We start from the raw sequence: 16,806 nt of genomic DNA on the forward strand, positions 1-16,806 counted from the left end.
ATGATATTCTAACGCTCTGTCTGACCGGATCCACCAGGGAGATACCATGGATCATCGTTTACTCGAAATCGTCGCTTGTCCGGTTTGTCACGGCAAGCTGTATTACAATAAAGATCAGCAGGAGCTTATCTGTAAGCCTGATGGTCTGGCTTATCCGGTACGTGACGGCATCCCCGTGCTGTTAGAAACCGAAGCGCGTTCGCTGTCGCTGGAAGAGACTCATCCATGAGTTTTATCGCGATCATTCCGGCACGTTATGCTTCCACACGGCTGCCGGGAAAGCCGCTAATCGATATTCACGGCAAGCCTATGATTGTTCACGTCATGGAGCGAGCTCGCGAATCCGGTGCGGAACGTGTGATTGTAGCAACGGACAATGATGACGTCGCGCGTGCGGTAGAAGCCGCTGGCGGAGAAGTCTGTATGACCCGGTCCGACCATCAGTCCGGTACGGAAAGGCTGGCTGAAGTTATTGAAAAATATCAGTTTGCTGACGATGCACTCATTGTAAATGTGCAGGGTGATGAACCGATGATCCCACCGGTTATCATTCGTCAGGTCGCTGATAATCTGGCGAAAAGCAGTGCCGGGATGGCGACGCTGGCCGTGCCGGTCACGTCAGCAGAAGAGGCGTTTAATCCTAACGCGGTAAAAGTGGTCAGAGATGCCCAGGGCTATGCGCTCTACTTCTCTCGCGCCACTATTCCGTGGGATCGTGAACGTTTTGCTCGCTCAAAGGAAACCGTTGGCGACAACTTTTTGCGCCATATCGGTATTTATGGCTACCGCGCGGGCTTTATCCGCCGTTATGTCAGCTGGGAAACCAGCCCGCTGGAGCAAATTGAGCTACTGGAGCAGCTGCGCGTACTGTGGTACGGCGAAAAAATTCACGTCGACGTCGCGCAGGCTGTTCCGGGGGCTGGCGTCGATACGCCGGAAGACCTGGAACGCGTCCGGGCGGCTATGCAGTAACTTTTCAGGGCCGGCTGCGGCCCTTTTTCTCTGCTTCTTACACCAGGTTTAACAACGGGCCCGCAACCAGGAGCAGCAGATGAAACAACTTCTTTCCGAGCTTTCCACGGTACTTGGCGAAACGTTAAGCCGTCTTGAATGTATTAGCCAGCAACCCTATGCCAGCCTTTACTCGTTATATGACGGCAAAGGCCATTCGTTGCCGCTGGTGGCAAAATATTACACCGCCCGGGGTATCGCCTCTCAGGAAGCCTACAAATTGTCGATGCTGGGCCGGGAAAGTACGGTGCGTATGCCAACGGTCTACGGCATGATGGTTAGTCAGCAAACGCCTCAGCACGAAGTGTTGCTGATGGAAAGAATGGGCGGCGTATCGGTAGAAGCGCCAACGCGTACGCCTGAGCGCTGGCTACAGCTACAGGATCAGATTGTCGCCGCGCTGCTGGCCTGGCACCGCATTGATAGTCACGGCCTCGTTGGCACGGTAGACAGTACCCAGGAAAACAACTGGCCCGCATGGTACAAGCAGCGAGTAGAGATCTTATGGTCCACGCTGGGCTATATGCGCCCGGAACGCCTGTCGATGGAAGATCACCGTTTCCTTTTCCGCTGCCGGCAAAGCCTGTGCTCTTTTTTCACCGATTTTGACGATCCCTGCGTGCTGGTGCACGGCAATCTTTCGCTGCAAAGCATGATGAAGGAAGCCTGGAGCGACCAGCTGCTTTCAATGGTCAATCCGGGCACGATATTGTGGGCACCGCGTGAATATGAGTTATTCAGGCTGTGTGAGGAAGGCCAGCCAGAGGCGCTGCTGTTTCACTATCTACAGCGCGCGCCCGTGGCGGAAGGCTTTATCGCCAGGCGCTGGCTCTACATGCTCTGGGACGAAATTGACCGGTTAATCCATTCCGGCCAGTTCAGTCGGGAACGCTTCGACCTGGCGATGCGTTCACTGCAGCCCTGGCTCGACTGAAGGCGAGTTTATCCGTTGCCAGATGCGGCCTAAAGTTTCATAAATAGCGCGTTCACTGTGGCCAAGCCAGAGTGAAGAAGGCAGCGCTTTCTCCCAGGGATTAAGCGGCGAGGCAATAGCCAGCTGGTTAGCCGGAGCGGGCAACGGATGCAACCCCTGCTGCTGGAAAAACAGCATCGCGCGCGGCAGATGTGAAGCGGACGTGACCAGCAAGAAAGGGGCAGAGCCAACCACTTTAGCGACCTCGACCGCTTCCTGGCTCGTATCTCGCGGCTTATCCAGGGTGATAATTTCGCTGCGCGGCACGCCCAGCGTCTCTGCCACCCTGGCCGTCACTTCCGCCGAGCTGACAGGATTTCCTTGCGCAGCCGCACCGGTAAAAATTATTTTCGCGCCCGGATTAGCCCGCCATAAGCGGATCCCTTCCACCAGCCTGGGCAAACTATTGTTAATCATATTCGAACCCGGCGCCCATTGCGGATTCCAGGTGTAACCGCCTCCCAGCACCACCACATAATTCACCTTTTGCGCTTTCCGCCACGTAGGAAACTCTTTTTCGAGCGGCGCCAGCAGGCTATCGGCAACCGGCTGAAGACTGATCAGCAACAAAATCAGCCAGGCAGAAGAGAGTATAATTTTCCCGGTTTTTTGCCAGCGGCTGAACCAGAGCAGGAAAAGGGCAACCGCCATCAGTAACAACAGCAGCGGCAAGGGCATTAACAGACCACCAATCGCTTTTTTAAGCGTAAAAAACATGGAAAACGCTTCCTTTTGTCCGAAAAAACGCCACCCGAAAGCGAAGCAGTGACGGAAAGGTTCATTCTCCCTCAGTGTATGCCAAAATAGCCGCCGGATTCACCTTTTGCCCAGCCCGGAGCCCGCTTATGCAGGATCGCAACTTTGACGATATCGCGGAAAAATTTTCGCAAAATATCTACGGCACAACCAAAGGCCGTATCCGCCAGGCCATCGTCTGGCAGGAGCTTGACGAAATTTTAGCCATGCTGCCGCAAAGACCGTTAAAAGTGCTGGATGCAGGCGGCGGCGAAGGGCAAACCAGCTGCGGGCTTGCCAGCCTGGGGCATCAGGTTTTACTCTGCGATTTATCTGAAGAAATGCTGCAGCGGGCGCGTCTTCATGCCGAAGAAAAAGGCGTGAGCAGCAACATGCAGTTTAAACAAATCAGCGCGCAGCAAGCAGGCCAGCATTTGGATCGGCCGGTCGATCTGGTATTGTTTCACGCTGTGCTGGAATGGGTTGCGGAGCCGGAAGCGGTACTGGCCGCTTTATACGATGCCCTTGCGCCAGGCGGCGTGCTCTCGCTGATGTTCTACAACGTCAACGGGCTGATGATGCAGACGCTGGTACTGGGTAATTTCGGCTATATGCAGGCCGATCTGCGCAAAAGAAAGCGTAAGACCCTGTCGCCAGACTATCCGCGTGAACCGAAGCAGGTTTATCGCTGGCTGGAGCAAGCCGGCTTTATCGTCGGCAATAAGACCGGCGTGCGCGTTTTTCATGACTATATGCGTGATAAACAGAAGCAAACGGAAAGATTTGAAGAAGTTCTGGCGCTGGAAAAGCGTTTTTGCCGCCAGGAACCATTTTTAAGTTTGGGTCGCTATATCCACGTAACAGCGCAAAAGCCCATAAAGGACCAAGCATGAGTGAATTTTCCCAGACAGTACCGGAGCTGGTTGCATGGGCGCGGAAAAACGATTTTTCCGTCTCGCTGCCTACCGAACGTCTGGCTTTTTTACTGGCAATTGCCACGCTTAACGGCGAGCGCATGGACGGTGAGATGAGCGAAGGCGAACTCACGGACGCCTTTCGTCACGTCAGCGAAGGATTTGAACAGACCAGCGAAACCGTCAGCGTCCGCGCGAATAACGCGATTAACGATATGGTGCGACAGCGTCTGCTTAACCGCTTTACCAGCGAGCACGCAGAAGGCCACGCTATCTATCGCCTGACGCCGCTCGCTATCGGCATTACCGACTATTACATTCGCCAGCGGGAATTTTCCACGCTGCGGCTTTCCATGCAGCTCTCTATCGTGGCTGGCGAGCTCAAGCGTGCGGCGGATGCGGCAGAGGAAGATGGCGATGATTTTCACTGGCACCGCAACGTTTTTGCGCCGCTTAAATATTCCGTGGCGGAAATCTTTGACAGCATTGATATCACCCAGCGCATCATGGATGAGCAGCAGCAGGCGGTAAAAGATGATATCGCCCAGCTGCTGAATAAAGACTGGCGCGCCGCTATTTCCAGCTGCGAAATGCTGCTGAATGAAACGTCCGGCACGCTACGTGAGCTTCAGGATACGCTGGAAGCGGCGGGCGATAAGCTGCAGGCGAACCTGTTACGCATTCAGGATGCCACGCTGGGCAGTCCGGATCTTGGCTTTATCGACAAGCTGGTGTTCGACCTGCAAAACAAGCTGGACCGTATTATCAGCTGGGGCCAGCAGGCCATCGACCTGTGGATTGGTTACGACCGCCACGTGCACAAATTTATTCGTACCGCCATCGATATGGATAAAAATCGCGTCTTCGCGCAGCGCCTGCGTCAATCTTTGCAAACCTATTTTGATAAACCCTGGGCATTAACCTACGCCAATGCCGAGAGGCTGTATGACGTCCGTGATGAAGAGCTGGCGTTGCGTAATGAAGAAGTCACGGGCGAGCTGCCTTCCGAACTGGAATATGAAGAGCTGAGCGAAATTCGCGAGCAGCTGGCGGCCATGATTGAAGAAGCGCTGGCTATTTACAAAGCCCAACAAAAACCGCTCAACCTGGGCCTGGTCATGCGTGACTATCTGGCGCAGTACCCGCGAGCCCGCCACTTTGACGTGGCAAGAATTGTCGTCGATCAGGCCGTGCGTTTAGGCGTCGCCGAAGCTGATTTTTCCGGTCTGCCCGCAGAGTGGCAGGCCATTAATGATTACGGAGCCAAGGTACAGGCGCATGTCATCGATAAATATTGAACAAGTCATGCCGGTTAAGCTGGCGCTGGCGCTGGCTAACCCGCTTTTCCCTGCGCTAGACAGCCAGCTGCGTGCGGGCCGCCATATCGGCATTGAAGAGCTGGATAATCACGCGTTTCTGATGGATTACCAGGAATATCTGGAAGAGTTTTATCTGCGTTATAACGTAGAACTGATCCGCGCGCCGGAAGGTTTTTTCTATCTGCGTCCGCGCGCCAGCACGCTGATTGCGCGTTCGGTACTCTCCGAGCTGGATATGATGGTAGGTAAAATTCTTTGCTATCTCTACCTCAGTCCCGAGCGTCTGGCCAATGAAGGCATCTTTACCCAGCAGGAACTCTACGACGAACTGCTGGCGCTGGCCGATGAAAGCAAGCTGCTGAAGCTGGTTAACCAGCGCTCAACCGGTTCCGATCTGGATCGCCAGAAGCTTCAGGAAAAAATGCGCGCTTCGCTGACGCGTTTGCGCCGCCTGGGCATGGTGTGGTTTATGGGCCATGACAGCAGCAAGTTTCGCATTACTGAATCCGTTTTCCGCTTTGGGGCAGACGTGCGCAGCGGAGACGATGCTCGCGAAGCACAGCTGAGAATGATCAGAGACGGCGAAGCGATGTTTACACAAGCAGATGAAAGCGAAGAAAGCCATGAAGCCGCTCAGGCGGAGGAAGAAGAATGATTGAACGCGGAAAATTTCGCTCCCTGACGCTGATTAACTGGAACGGTTTCTTTGCCCGAACTTTTGATCTTGACGAGCTGGTTACCACGCTGTCCGGCGGAAACGGTGCCGGTAAATCTACCACGATGGCTGCTTTTGTCACCGCGCTGATCCCCGATCTTACGCTGTTGCACTTTCGTAATACCACGGAAGCGGGCGCAACGTCCGGCTCGCGCGACAAAGGTCTACACGGCAAACTGAAACCGGGCGTTTGTTACGCAGCGCTGGACGTCGTCAATTCGCTGCATCAGCGAGTGATTGTGGGCGTACGTTTGCAGCAGGTTGCTGGCCGCGATCGCAAAGTCGATATCCGACCTTTTAGCATCCACGGTTTGCCAACCTCAATTAATCCGACGGAAATTCTGACCGAGACGGTCAATGCCCGTCAGGCTCGCGTTCTGCCGCTTAGCGAACTGAAAGAGAAGTTCGAAGCGATGGAAAGCGTACAGTTCAAACAGTTTAACTCCATCACCGAATATCACTCGCTGATGTTCGATTTGGGGATAGTGGCGCGGCGTCTGCGCACGGCTTCTGACCGCAGCAAATATTATCGTTTGATCGAAGCTTCGCTGTACGGCGGCATCTCCAGCGCTATTACGCGCTCGCTGCGTGACTATCTGCTGCCGGAAAACAGCGGCGTGCGTAAAGCTTTCCAGGATATGGAAGCGGCGCTGCGTGAAAACCGTATGACGCTGGAAGCCATCCGCGTTACGCAATCCGATCGCGACCTGTTTAAGCACCTGATATCAGAAGCGACCAGCTACGTTGCTGCCGACTATATGCGCCACGCCAATGAGCGGCGTATTCATCTTGACGGCGCAATGCAGCAGCGTAGCGAGCTGTTTGGTAGCCGCAAGCAGCTGGCCGCCGAACAGTATCGCCATGTGGAAATGGCGCGCGAGCTGGCAGAGCACACCGGGGCGGAAAGCGATTTAGAAACGGATTACCAGAGCGCCAGCGACCACCTGAACCTGGTGCAGACAGCCATGCGCCAGCAGGAAAAAATCGAGCGCTACGAAGGCGATATCGATGAACTGACCTATCGGCTTGAAGAGCAAAATGAAGTCGTTGCCGAAGCGCGCGAACGCCATGAAGACAACGAAGCGCGGGCGGAAGCGGCCGAGCTGGAAGTGGACGAGCTGAAGAGCCAGCTGGCCGACTATCAGCAGGCGCTGGACGTGCAGCAGACGCGCGCTATTCAATACCAGCAGGCGCTTGGCGCCCTGCAGCGCGCGCAGGAAATCTGCCGGCTTGGCGAGCTGAATATCGACAATGCTCAGGAGTGGCAGGAAACATTCCGGGCTAAAGAGCAGGAAGCGACCGATAAGCTGCTGCAGCTGGAACAGAAAATGAGCGTCGCGCAGGCCGCGCACAGCCAGTTTGAGCAGGCTTTTGAACTGGTTGCGCGTATTGCCGGGCCGGTGAGCCGCAGCGAAGCTTATCAAACCGGACGTGAACTCCTGCGCGACGCCAGCAATCAGCGCTACCATGCAGAGCAACTGCAATCGCTGCGTTCGCGCCTGTCCGAAATGGAACAGCGTCTGCGCGAGCAGCAGGAGGCCGAACGTTTGCTGAACGAATTCTGCAAACGGTACGGTCAGCAATATGAACCACAAGAGCTGGAAGCCTTACAGTTCGAACTGGAAGCCCGTATTGAGCAGCTCTCCGAAAGCGTGGCGGACGCTGGCGAGCGCCGCATGGTGATGCGGCAGGAGCTGGAGCAGGTGCGTGAACGTATTGCACGCCTGACCAGACAGGCGCCGCAGTGGCTGAACGCGCAGGAAATTCTGACGCAGCTGCGTGAACAAACGGGGCAGTCGCTGGAAAACAGCCAGCAGGTTACCGAGCACATGCAGCAACTGCTGGAGCGCGAACGCGAAACCACCGTTGAGCGTGACGAAGTTGCCGCGCGCAAACGTGACGTTGAAAACCAGATTGAACGGTTGAGCCAGCCTGGCGGCTCCGAAGACGCGCGTCTGAATCACCTTGCCGAACGTTTTGGCGGGGTTTTGCTGTCAGAAATTTATGACGACGTCACCATTGAAGACGCACCGTACTTCTCCGCGCTATATGGCCCGGCACGCCACGCTATCGTGGTACCCGATCTGTCGCTGGTGCGTGAGCTGCTGGACGGGCTGGAAGAGTGCCCGGAAGATCTTTACCTGATTGAAGGCGATCCGCAGTCTTTCGATGACAGCGTATTTAACGTCGAAGAGTTACAAAAAGCGGTCGTGGTCAAAGCAGGCGATCGTCAGTGGCGCTATTCCCGTTTTCCCAAAGTTCCGCTGTTTGGTCGCGCCGCGCGTGAAAATCAGCTGGAACTGCTGCGCGCAGAGCGGGAAACGCTGGCGGAACGCTACGCCACGCTCTCCTTTGACGTGCAGAAAACGCAGCGCCTGCATCAGGCATTCAGCCGCTTTATCGGTGGACATATCGGCGTCGCTTTTGAAGCAGATCCGGAAGCGGAAATTCGTCAGCTGAACGGCCGTCGTGGCGAACTGGAACGCGCTATTAGCGCGCACGAAAGTGAAAACCAGCAGCAGCGCCAGCAGTTTGACCAGGCTAAAGAGGGCGTGGCTCAGCTCAACCGGCTGATGCCGCGCGTCAATTTATTGCTGGACGAAACGCTGCAGGATCGCTACGAAGAAATTCTGGAAAGGCTGGATGAAGCTCAGGAAGCCGCACGTTTCCTGCAGCAGCACGGTACCAACCTGGCCAAACTGGAGCCGCTGATTGCGGTACTGCAAAGCGATCCGGAGCAGCACGAGCAGCTCAAACAGGACTATCAGCAGGCACAGCAGGTACAGTGCGATGCTCGCCAGCAGGCGTTTGCTATCACCGAGGTGGTACAGCGTCGCGCGCACTTTAACTACGCTGATTCGGCAGGCATGCTGGATGGCAACAGCGATCTGAATGAAAAACTACGCCGTCGTCTTGAGCAGGCTGAAGCAGAACGCGCACGCGCACGCGAGCAGCTGAGAGGCCATCAGGCGCAGCTGACGCAGTATTCGCAGGTGCTGGCCTCATTGAAAAGTTCTTACGATGCCAAGCGCGATATGCTGAAGGAACTGCTCCAGGAGATGCAGGATATTGGCGTGGCCGCCGATGCGAGCGCAGAAGAGCGGGCGCGCATTCGTCGTGACGAACTCTATGCCGCGCTGAGCAATAACCGCAGCCGCCGCAATCAGCTGGAGAAACAGCTTACCTTCTGTGAAGCCGAGATGGACGCGCTGCAGAAAAAACTGAAGCGCGTCGAGCGCGACTATCATCAAAGCCGCGAGCAGGTCGTTAACGCGAAAGCTGGCTGGGTAGCCGTACTGCGCATGGTTAAAGACAACGGCGTCGAACGTCGACTGCATCGTCGTGAGCTTGCCTACCTGGGCGGTGACGAGCTGCGCTCAATGTCGGATAAAGCGCTGGGTGCGCTACGTCTGGCGGTCGCCGATAATGAGCATCTGCGCGATATCCTTCGCCTGTCGGAGGATCCAAAACGGCCAGAACGGAAGATTGAGTTCTTTATTGCCGTCTACCAGCATCTGCGCGAGCGTATCCGTCAGGATATTATCCGCACAGACGATCCGGTAGAAGCGATTGAGCAGATGGAAATCGAGCTAAATCGTCTGAGCGAAGAGCTAACCGCCCGTGAACAGATGCTTGCTATCAGTTCCCGCAGCGTAGCGAATATCATTCGTAAAACTATTCAGCGCGAGCAAAACCGTATTCGCCAGCTGAACCAAGGCTTACAGAACGTCAGCTTCGGTCAGGTTCAGAGCGTGCGCCTGAATGTAAACGTACGGGAGACGCACGCTACGCTGCTGGACGTGCTTTCCGAACAGCATGAACAGCATCAGGATCTGTTTAAAAGCCAGCGATTGACCTTCTCGGAGGCGCTGGCGAAGCTTTACCAGCGACTCAATCCGCAGATTGATATGGGACAGCGCACGCCGCAAACTATCGGCGAAGAGCTGCTGGATTACCGTAACTATCTCTCTATGGAGGTTGAGGTTAACCGTGGTTCCGATGGCTGGCTGCGCGCCGAGAGCGGGGCGCTTTCAACAGGAGAGGCTATCGGTACAGGTATGTCGATTCTGGTTATGGTAGTGCAAAGTTGGGAAGAAGAATCCCGCCGCCTGCGTGGTAAAGATATCTCGCCGTGCCGCCTGCTGTTCCTTGATGAGGCCGCGCGTCTGGATGCCAAATCCATTGCCACGCTGTTTGAACTTTGTGACCGTCTTGAAATGCAGCTGATTATTGCGGCACCGGAAAATATCAGCCCGGAAAAAGGTACTACCTATAAGCTGGTGCGTAAGGTAATTAATAATACCGAACACGTTCACGTTGTCGGCCTGCGTGGTTTTGCGGCAGAACCCACGACCGCGAACGCCTCTGAGGAAGCGACCGCCGGGCAGCTGACTTCCTGACGGGAATAGCACAAAATAATCGGCGACGGATATAGCAAAAATCAGGTCGCCGATCTACTCTCTTCAACGGCATTTGTGACCTCAACGCAAATGCCGTTTTCTTTTCTATACTTATAACAATAGTTAATCAGGGCTATCGTTCATACAGACCCGTTAAAGGAGGCAAGGGATGTTGCTGACAGGATCGAATTTAAAAAAATTAAGCGCAGGTCTGTTTTTGACACTGGTTGTTGGCTCAGCTAATGCCGCCGTCAGGCATGCGGCTACCTCAACGTCGGCTGTTCACGCGCAGTCAGAGTTACAGTCGCTGTTTGCCAGCGGCTACAAACCCTTTTATCAGCAAATGCTAACCTCGCTTTATGCTGCCAGGCATATGCAGCCAATGTGGCAGGATCGGCAGGCCATTAAACAATTTCAGCAACAGCTGGCAGAGGTTGCGCTTTCTGGCGTACAGCCGCAGTTCACGCAATGGGTGAAAATGTTGACCGACCCTTCGGTAAGCGGCATGAAACGAGATGTCGTGTTATCGGACGCGATGCTGGGCTACTTACAGTTTGTGGCAGCTGTACCCACTAAAGGGGAGACGTGGCTTTATAGCAACGTGCCCTATAAGCTTGAAACGCCTGCTATGTCTGCGATCAATCAGTGGCAGCGGGCGGTTGAGCATGGGTCGCTGGACGTTTTTGTTGCTTCCCTGGCTCCCCAGCATCCGCAGTACGTCAGAATGCATCAGGCGTTAAAAGCGCTGCTGGCAGATAACCGTGCCTGGCCGCAGCTCACTGACAGGCAGAGTCTGCGGCCGGGACAACTGAGTGATGACGTGCCGGCGCTGCGAGAAATTTTACAGCGCAGTAATATGCTGACGGCTAACAGCGATACGCCAAAACCGGATGACGATGTGGTTCCAACCACGCCAGTGCCTGCGTCCGTAGTGGATGAGGATGCGGCAGTGCAGCCATCTTCTACGGCTGCTAATGGCGACGCTGTAGCCGGGTCTTCCGCCTCGGCTGCAAATAGCGACGCGGTAGTCAGTCCTTCAGCTTCCATTGCCGATCGGGCACCGCAGCCAAATACGCCTGAGCTAGTGGGTCACGTACAAACTGCTGCACCGGTCAACCCTGCCCATGTCTATTCAGAAGAGCTGGTGGAAGGGGTTAAACGCTTTCAGCGCTGGCAGGGACTTGAGGCGGATGGCGTTATTGGTCCACGCACTCGCGAATGGCTGAACGTATCGCCTCAGCTACGCGCTTCACTGCTGGCTTTGAACATACAGCGGTTGCGACTACTGCCTGATGACATGCATAACGGCATCATGGTCAATATTGCCAACTATTCGCTGATTTACTATTTGAACGGCAGTCAGATCCTTTCTTCTCGAGTAATTGTTGGGCGACCAGATCGTAAAACCCCGCTGATGCGTAGTGCGCTCAATAATGTCGTGCTGAATCCGCCGTGGAACGTGCCTACCACCCTGGTGCGTCAGGATATTGTTCCAAAGGTTAAGCAAGATCCGGGTTACCTGTATAAACACAATTATACGCTGCTTTCCGGCTGGAGCAGCGATGCGGAAGTCATCGATCCTTCGATGATTGACTGGCGGATGATTTCGGCAGCTTCGTTCCCTTACCGGATACGACAGGCGCCTGGCGCGACCAACTCGCTTGGCCGTTACAAATTTAATATGCCAAGTTCAGATGCTATCTATCTGCACGATACGCCTAACCATAATCTGTTCCAGAAAGACATTCGCGCGCTAAGCTCTGGCTGTGTGCGCGTCAATAAAGCTTCGGATCTGGCTAATCTGCTTCTGCAGGATGCAGGATGGAACGATACGCGCATTTCCAGTACCCTGAAGCAGGGGGATACGCGTTATGTCGCTATCCGTCACCATATTCCGGTCAATCTTTATTATCTGACGGCCTGGGTAGCAGACGATGGCAGGACGCAGTATCGAACAGATATTTACAATTATGACCTGACTGCCCGCTCCGGTGCGCAGGTGTTGACAAAGGCTGGTCAATTATTGCTCTAGTAATTGATTCTTCAGGTTTTACTCAACTGTAGTTCGATCGTCCTGCAAAACGGGCACGACAATCACTCCCTGAATTGCCGTGCCCGTCACGTTTCGTTGGTTGACGCCGCATTTTTACCCGGTTAAGGTTCCCGACGGTGAATGTTTCCACCGTTTTTAAAACTTGCCGGGTAACACAGATTAATGGATAAATTCAACTCACATCGCCGTAAATTACTGGCTCTGGGCGGCGCGGCATTAGGCTTATCGCTCCTTCCCGGACAGGCTTTTGCTTCGCTTTCTACTTCGCGTCCCCGCGTTCTGACGCTAAATAATTTACATACCGGCGAAAGCCTTAAGACTGAGTTCTTTAATGGCAAAAGCTACGATAAAGATGAGTTAACACGCCTGAACCATTTTTTCCGTGACTATCGTGCCAACCAGATCAAGAGCATCGACCCCCATCTTTTTGACCAGCTGTACCGCCTGCAGGCTCTGCTTGATACGCGTAAACCCGTCCAGCTTATTTCTGGCTATCGTACGCTGGCCACCAACAATTCACTACGTGAACGCGGTAGCGGTGTTGCTAAACACAGCTATCACACCCAGGGCCAGGCGATGGATTTCCATATTGAAGGAATTGCTCTGAGCAATATTCGCAAAGCTGCGCTTTCCATGAGGGCGGGCGGTGTAGGATACTATCCGCGAAGCAACTTTGTGCATATTGATACCGGGCCGACAAGGCACTGGTAAAAATCCTGGCGTGTCGGGATTAATGGAGCCCTATGAATTATGAAATTATTCCGGTAACGGCTTTTTCGCAGAACTGCTCGTTGATTTGGTGTCCGACTACCTTACAGGCAGCGATTGTCGATCCGGGTGGTGATGCGGAGAAGATACGGGCGCAGGTCACTGAAAAAGGCGTAACGGTCACGCAGATCCTGCTGACGCATGGCCATCTGGATCACGTTGGCGCGGCGGCCGAGCTGGCGGCTTTTTATGCCGTTCCCGTTATCGGGCCGCATAAAGCCGACGCTTTCTGGCTGGAGGGTTTGCCAACGCAGAGCCAAATGTTTGGCTTCCCTGAATGCGCACCGCTAACGCCCGATCGCTGGCTGGATGAAGGCGAAGTTGTACACACCGGCGATATCTCGCTGGAAGTCTTACTCTGTCCGGGACATACGCCGGGCCATATTGTCTTTTTCGATCGGGTCTCGCGGCTGTTGATTTCCGGCGACGTTATTTTTAGCGGTGGCGTAGGCCGTACCGATTTCCCTCAGGGTAGCCATACCGATCTGATTGATGCCATTAAGCGTAAGCTTTTACCCCTTGGCGATGACGTAACTTTTTTGCCAGGCCATGGCCCGATCTCTACACTTGGGCGCGAACGGATTTCTAACCCTTTTCTTCAGTAGCAATATCTTCATTTTCATTAAAGACTGCATAAAAAAGCCTGCCCGGTGCAGGCTTTTTTTACATTATTTAGCTTTGCTTCAGACCTGCCTTTACAACACGGCGGCAATGGCTTCACACAGCGGAGCCATATTATCCGGCGTCATGCCTGCCACGTTCACACGTCCTGAATTAACCGCGTAAACGCCAAACTCTTCGCGCAGTCGGATAACCTGTTCTTTAGTCAGCCCGCTGAAAGAGAACATGCCGTTTTGGTTGATGATAAAGCTGAAATCACCTTTAGCACCTTTTTCCTGTAGCGTATTCACGAACAGCTGGCGCATGCGATGGATGCGCTGACGCATATCGGTCAGCTCCTGTTCCCAAAGCGTACGCAGCGAGTCATTACTTAGAATCGTTGCTACTACCGCAGCGCCATGGGCCGGCGGGTTGGAGTAGTTAGCGCGAATAGTTGCCTTAACCTGACTAAATGCGACGTCCGCAACGTCCGCCGTGCTGGCCACCAGGGTGAAAGCACCGACGCGCTCGTTGTAAAGCCCAAAGTTCTTTGAGTAAGAGCTGGCGACAATCAGTTCTTTGTGACCAGCGGCAAAAATACGCAGGCCTTCCGCATCTTCTTCCAGACCGCGAGCAAAGCCCTGGTAAGCGAAATCAAACAGCGGCAACCAGCCGTTGGCCAGTGAGAGTTCTGCCAGCTTGTGCCACTGCTCAGCGGTAGGATCGATGCCGGTCGGGTTATGGCAGCAACCATGGAAGAGTACGACGTCGCCCGCTTTGGCTTCACGCAGGGCGTTCAGCATGCCGTCGAAGTCCAGCGCATGATTAGCCGCGTCATAATACTGATATTCACAGACTTCCAGACCCGCTGCCTGAAAGACATTTTTATGGTTTGGCCAGCTTGGGTTGCTCACCCAGATACGCTTTGCGCTGGTCTGGGAAGCAATAAAATCAGCGGCAATACGCAGCGCGCCAGTACCGCCTGGCGTCTGGGCCGTGCGGGCACGTTTTTCGTTCAGGATAGCGTTATCGTTGCCGAAAAGCAGCGCCTGCGTACACTGGCCAAAATCAGCCAGGCCGTCAATGCTGAGGTAATTTTTCGTGGTTTCGTTTTCCAGCAGATACTGCTCGGCTTTTTTCACGCTGGTCAGTACCGGCGTTTTACCGGTTTCATCTTTATAAACGCCGATGCCCAGATTAATTTTATCAGGACGATCGTCTGCGCGGAAAAGATCGGCTAAGCCAAGAATAGGATCTGCAGGTGCAGCTGAAATACGTTCAAACATAGTGGAAGTCCGTTATAACCCGAAACGAAGTGGTTATTCAGGGTAACGCCAGCAGAAAAAAATTGCTAACCGTTTGCGTTAAAAAAATGGGTACGATGCCGCAGGCAAAAGAAGCAGAGGTGCCTGACTGGAAAAGGGTAGCTGTCAGCTTTAATCAACCTTTGCGGCATCAAAATACCGGCCAATGCTTATAGCCAGTGAAAGCCTTTTGCCATAATGCTGGAAAGACCTAATGCGACCATAATTAACGCGCTGAACATGAGACGGAAATCAGACCGCATATCTTTGCGCACGTCTCTTATCTCGTCACGAACGTCTTTTATTTCACCGCGGACATCTTTTATCTCACCGCGGACATCTTTTATCTCACTACGAACATCTTTTATCTCAACACGAACATCCTTAAGCTCATTTCTGATTTCGGTTACATCATGCCTGAGCCAGTCGATGTGGGTTTCGACTCTGACAAAGCGGCCATGGGAAATTTCTTCCTGCGGTTTTGCTTCGCCTGGCTTTTCTGAAAGGTTGAGTACCAGTGGGGAAATCATATCCATATAAAAGCTCCTTCTCCTGAACGGTGTTCATTTTTTCACCTTTCCTGCATGTCGGCAATACTTTTTCTGACGCTTTTCAAGGTTTGCGGGCTGGCTCGAAATATGATGAAAGAGCAGGGATTCATTGCATGAACGGGATAAAATGATTGGCCTGAAATGCGGACGCAGCAAATGCTATTAGAGGTATTAGAGGTATTAGAGGTATTAGAGGTATTAGAGGTATTGGAGGTATTGGAGGTATTGGAGGTATTGAAGGTATTGAAGGTATTGGAAAGCTTATGGTGCTGACAGGAGAAAGCAGACATAAAAAAGCGGGGCCCGAAGCCCCGCTCGATAATACAAGCGTAACGGATTAGAACTGGTAAACCAGACCTACTGCTACGACGTCATCAGTGTTCAGACCCAGAGCGTTGTCGTCATCCAACAGGTTGATCTGGTAGTCAACGTAGGTAGACATGTTTTTGTTGAAGTAGTAGGTGGCACCCACATCAACATATTTGTACAGGTCAACGTCGCCTACGCCTTCGATATCCTTGCCTTTAGACTGTTCGTAGGCAATAGAAGGACGCAGACCGAAGTCGAACTGGTATTGCGCTACGATATCAAAGTTCTGCGCTTTGTTAGCAAAACCGTTCACAGCATTGTCATCATTATCAACAATATTATTGTTAGTAATAAACTGTGCGTTACGGGTTTCGCCGTAGGAAGCTGCCAGGTAGACGTTGTTGGCGTCATATTTCAGCGCGGTAGCCCACTGCTGGGTTTTGTCGCCACGACCATAGAAAGCGCTGTTCTGCGCATCGGTACGATCGCCAGAAGCATAGGCACCGACGATAGCTACGCCAATTGGTGAGGTATAAGAGGTAGAGACACCCCAGCCGTCACCGTTTGAACGACGAATGTCGTCACGATCGTTTTTGCCCTGGTACTGTACGGCAAAGTTCCAGCCGTCAACCAGGCCAAAGAAGTTGGTGTTGCGGTAGGTAGCCACGCCGGTAGAACGACCTACCAGGAAGTTATCGGAGTAGCCAGAGTAGCCGCCGAACTCAGGCAGCATATCGGTCCAGCCGATAGCGTCGTAAACTACGCCGTAGTTACGGCCGTAATCAAGAGAGCCATACTCAGCAAATTTCAGGCCGGCGAAGCCCAGACGGGTTTTATTACCGTCTTGCGCGTCGGAACCTTCGCTGTTGTTAGCCTGGATGTTGTATTCCCACTGACCATAGCCGGTCAGCATATCATTGATCTGGGTTTCACCTTTGAAACCAAAACGCACGTAGCTCTGGTCGCCATCGTTGCCGCTGTCGTCTGAGAAATAGTGCAGACCATCAACTTTGCCATAGAGGTCCAGCTTGTTGCCGTCTTTGTTATAGATTTCTGCTGCATTGGCTGCACCAGCGGCTAACAGGGCTGGGATAACCAGTGCCAGAATATTGCGCTTCATCATTATTTATTACCCTCATTGGAGTTATCTGGAC

At 53.5% G+C, this 16,806-nt stretch carries 14 protein-coding genes; 10 read left to right on the forward strand and 4 right to left on the reverse strand.

All coding sequences use genetic code 11. The annotated features are described in order from the left end of the window. The first annotated feature begins 46 nt into the window (after nucleotides 1-46). From KUE00_RS14215 to KUE00_RS14225, 3 genes are all read left to right on the forward strand, one after another. Nucleotides 47-229: a Trm112 family protein gene (locus KUE00_RS14215; protein ID WP_246760544.1), complete on the forward strand. Its 183-nt coding sequence runs from the start codon at nucleotides 47-49 to the stop codon at nucleotides 227-229. Beyond that, nucleotides 226-972 (forward strand): 3-deoxy-manno-octulosonate cytidylyltransferase, encoded by a 747-nt coding sequence (kdsB, locus tag KUE00_RS14220; protein ID WP_246760545.1) that lies wholly within the window; start codon nucleotides 226-228, stop codon nucleotides 970-972. Before KUE00_RS14215 ends, kdsB begins: the two co-directional genes overlap by 4 nt. Before the next feature lie 79 nt (nucleotides 973-1,051). After that, a complete protein-coding gene (locus tag KUE00_RS14225; protein WP_246760546.1) occupies nucleotides 1,052-1,945 on the forward strand; it encodes a YcbJ family phosphotransferase in 894 nt (297 codons plus the stop codon). Here KUE00_RS14225 and elyC read toward each other — a convergent pair. Continuing rightward, complete coding sequence (gene elyC / locus KUE00_RS14230) at nucleotides 1,922-2,701, reverse strand: envelope biogenesis factor ElyC (protein WP_246760547.1); 780 nt, start codon at nucleotides 2,699-2,701, stop codon at nucleotides 1,922-1,924. The two genes, KUE00_RS14225 and elyC, sit on opposite strands and share 24 nt — an antisense overlap. Nucleotides 2,702-2,829: 128 nt before the next feature. Here elyC and cmoM point away from each other — a divergent pair, with 128 nt between their 5' ends. The 7 genes from cmoM (at nucleotide 2,830) to KUE00_RS14265 (ending at nucleotide 13,493) form a co-directional block, all read left to right on the forward strand. Further along, the gene (cmoM, locus tag KUE00_RS14235; protein ID WP_246760548.1) at nucleotides 2,830-3,612 is read left to right on the forward strand and encodes a tRNA uridine 5-oxyacetic acid(34) methyltransferase CmoM; all 783 of its coding nucleotides are present in this window, start codon (nucleotides 2,830-2,832) and stop codon (nucleotides 3,610-3,612) included. Then, nucleotides 3,609-4,931, forward strand: coding sequence for a chromosome partition protein MukF (mukF, locus tag KUE00_RS14240; RefSeq protein WP_246760549.1), 1,323 nt, complete (start codon nucleotides 3,609-3,611; stop codon nucleotides 4,929-4,931). The genes cmoM and mukF overlap by 4 nt, the downstream gene beginning before the upstream one ends. Then, entirely contained in the window at nucleotides 4,912-5,607 is a 696-nt protein-coding gene (mukE, locus tag KUE00_RS14245; protein WP_246760550.1) for a chromosome partition protein MukE, read from the forward strand. The genes mukF and mukE overlap by 20 nt, the downstream gene beginning before the upstream one ends. Continuing rightward, nucleotides 5,604-10,067 (forward strand): chromosome partition protein MukB, encoded by a 4,464-nt coding sequence (mukB, locus tag KUE00_RS14250; protein WP_246760551.1) that lies wholly within the window; start codon nucleotides 5,604-5,606, stop codon nucleotides 10,065-10,067. The genes mukE and mukB overlap by 4 nt, the downstream gene beginning before the upstream one ends. Nucleotides 10,068-10,284: 217 nt before the next feature. Further along, nucleotides 10,285-12,099, forward strand: coding sequence for a L,D-transpeptidase (gene ldtD, locus KUE00_RS14255; protein ID WP_484840047.1), 1,815 nt, complete (start codon nucleotides 10,285-10,287; stop codon nucleotides 12,097-12,099). Between the two features lie 183 nt (nucleotides 12,100-12,282). After that, nucleotides 12,283-12,831, forward strand: a complete 549-nt coding sequence (gene mepK, locus KUE00_RS14260) for a peptidoglycan L,D-endopeptidase MepK (RefSeq protein WP_246760553.1) — start codon at nucleotides 12,283-12,285, stop codon at nucleotides 12,829-12,831. 32 nt (nucleotides 12,832-12,863) lie between these two features. Then, nucleotides 12,864-13,493: an MBL fold metallo-hydrolase gene (locus KUE00_RS14265; RefSeq protein ID WP_246760554.1), complete on the forward strand. Its 630-nt coding sequence runs from the start codon at nucleotides 12,864-12,866 to the stop codon at nucleotides 13,491-13,493. 90 nt (nucleotides 13,494-13,583) lie between these two features. On the opposite strand, the gene KUE00_RS14270 is transcribed toward KUE00_RS14265, so the two are convergent. From KUE00_RS14270 to ompF, 3 genes are all read right to left on the reverse strand, one after another. After that, nucleotides 13,584-14,774 (reverse strand): amino acid aminotransferase, encoded by a 1,191-nt coding sequence (locus KUE00_RS14270; protein ID WP_246760555.1) that lies wholly within the window; start codon nucleotides 14,772-14,774, stop codon nucleotides 13,584-13,586. 188 nt (nucleotides 14,775-14,962) lie between these two features. After that, entirely contained in the window at nucleotides 14,963-15,328 is a 366-nt protein-coding gene (locus tag KUE00_RS14275; protein WP_246760556.1) for a hypothetical protein, read from the reverse strand. 352 nt (nucleotides 15,329-15,680) lie between these two features. Beyond that, nucleotides 15,681-16,775: a porin OmpF gene (gene ompF / locus KUE00_RS14280; RefSeq protein WP_281434629.1), complete on the reverse strand. Its 1,095-nt coding sequence runs from the start codon at nucleotides 16,773-16,775 to the stop codon at nucleotides 15,681-15,683. Between the last annotated feature and the right edge of the window lie 31 nt (nucleotides 16,776-16,806).

It is taken from the genome of Erwinia phyllosphaerae (genome assembly GCF_019132875.1).
Taxonomy (GTDB): Bacteria; Pseudomonadota; Gammaproteobacteria; order Enterobacterales; family Enterobacteriaceae; genus Erwinia; species Erwinia phyllosphaerae.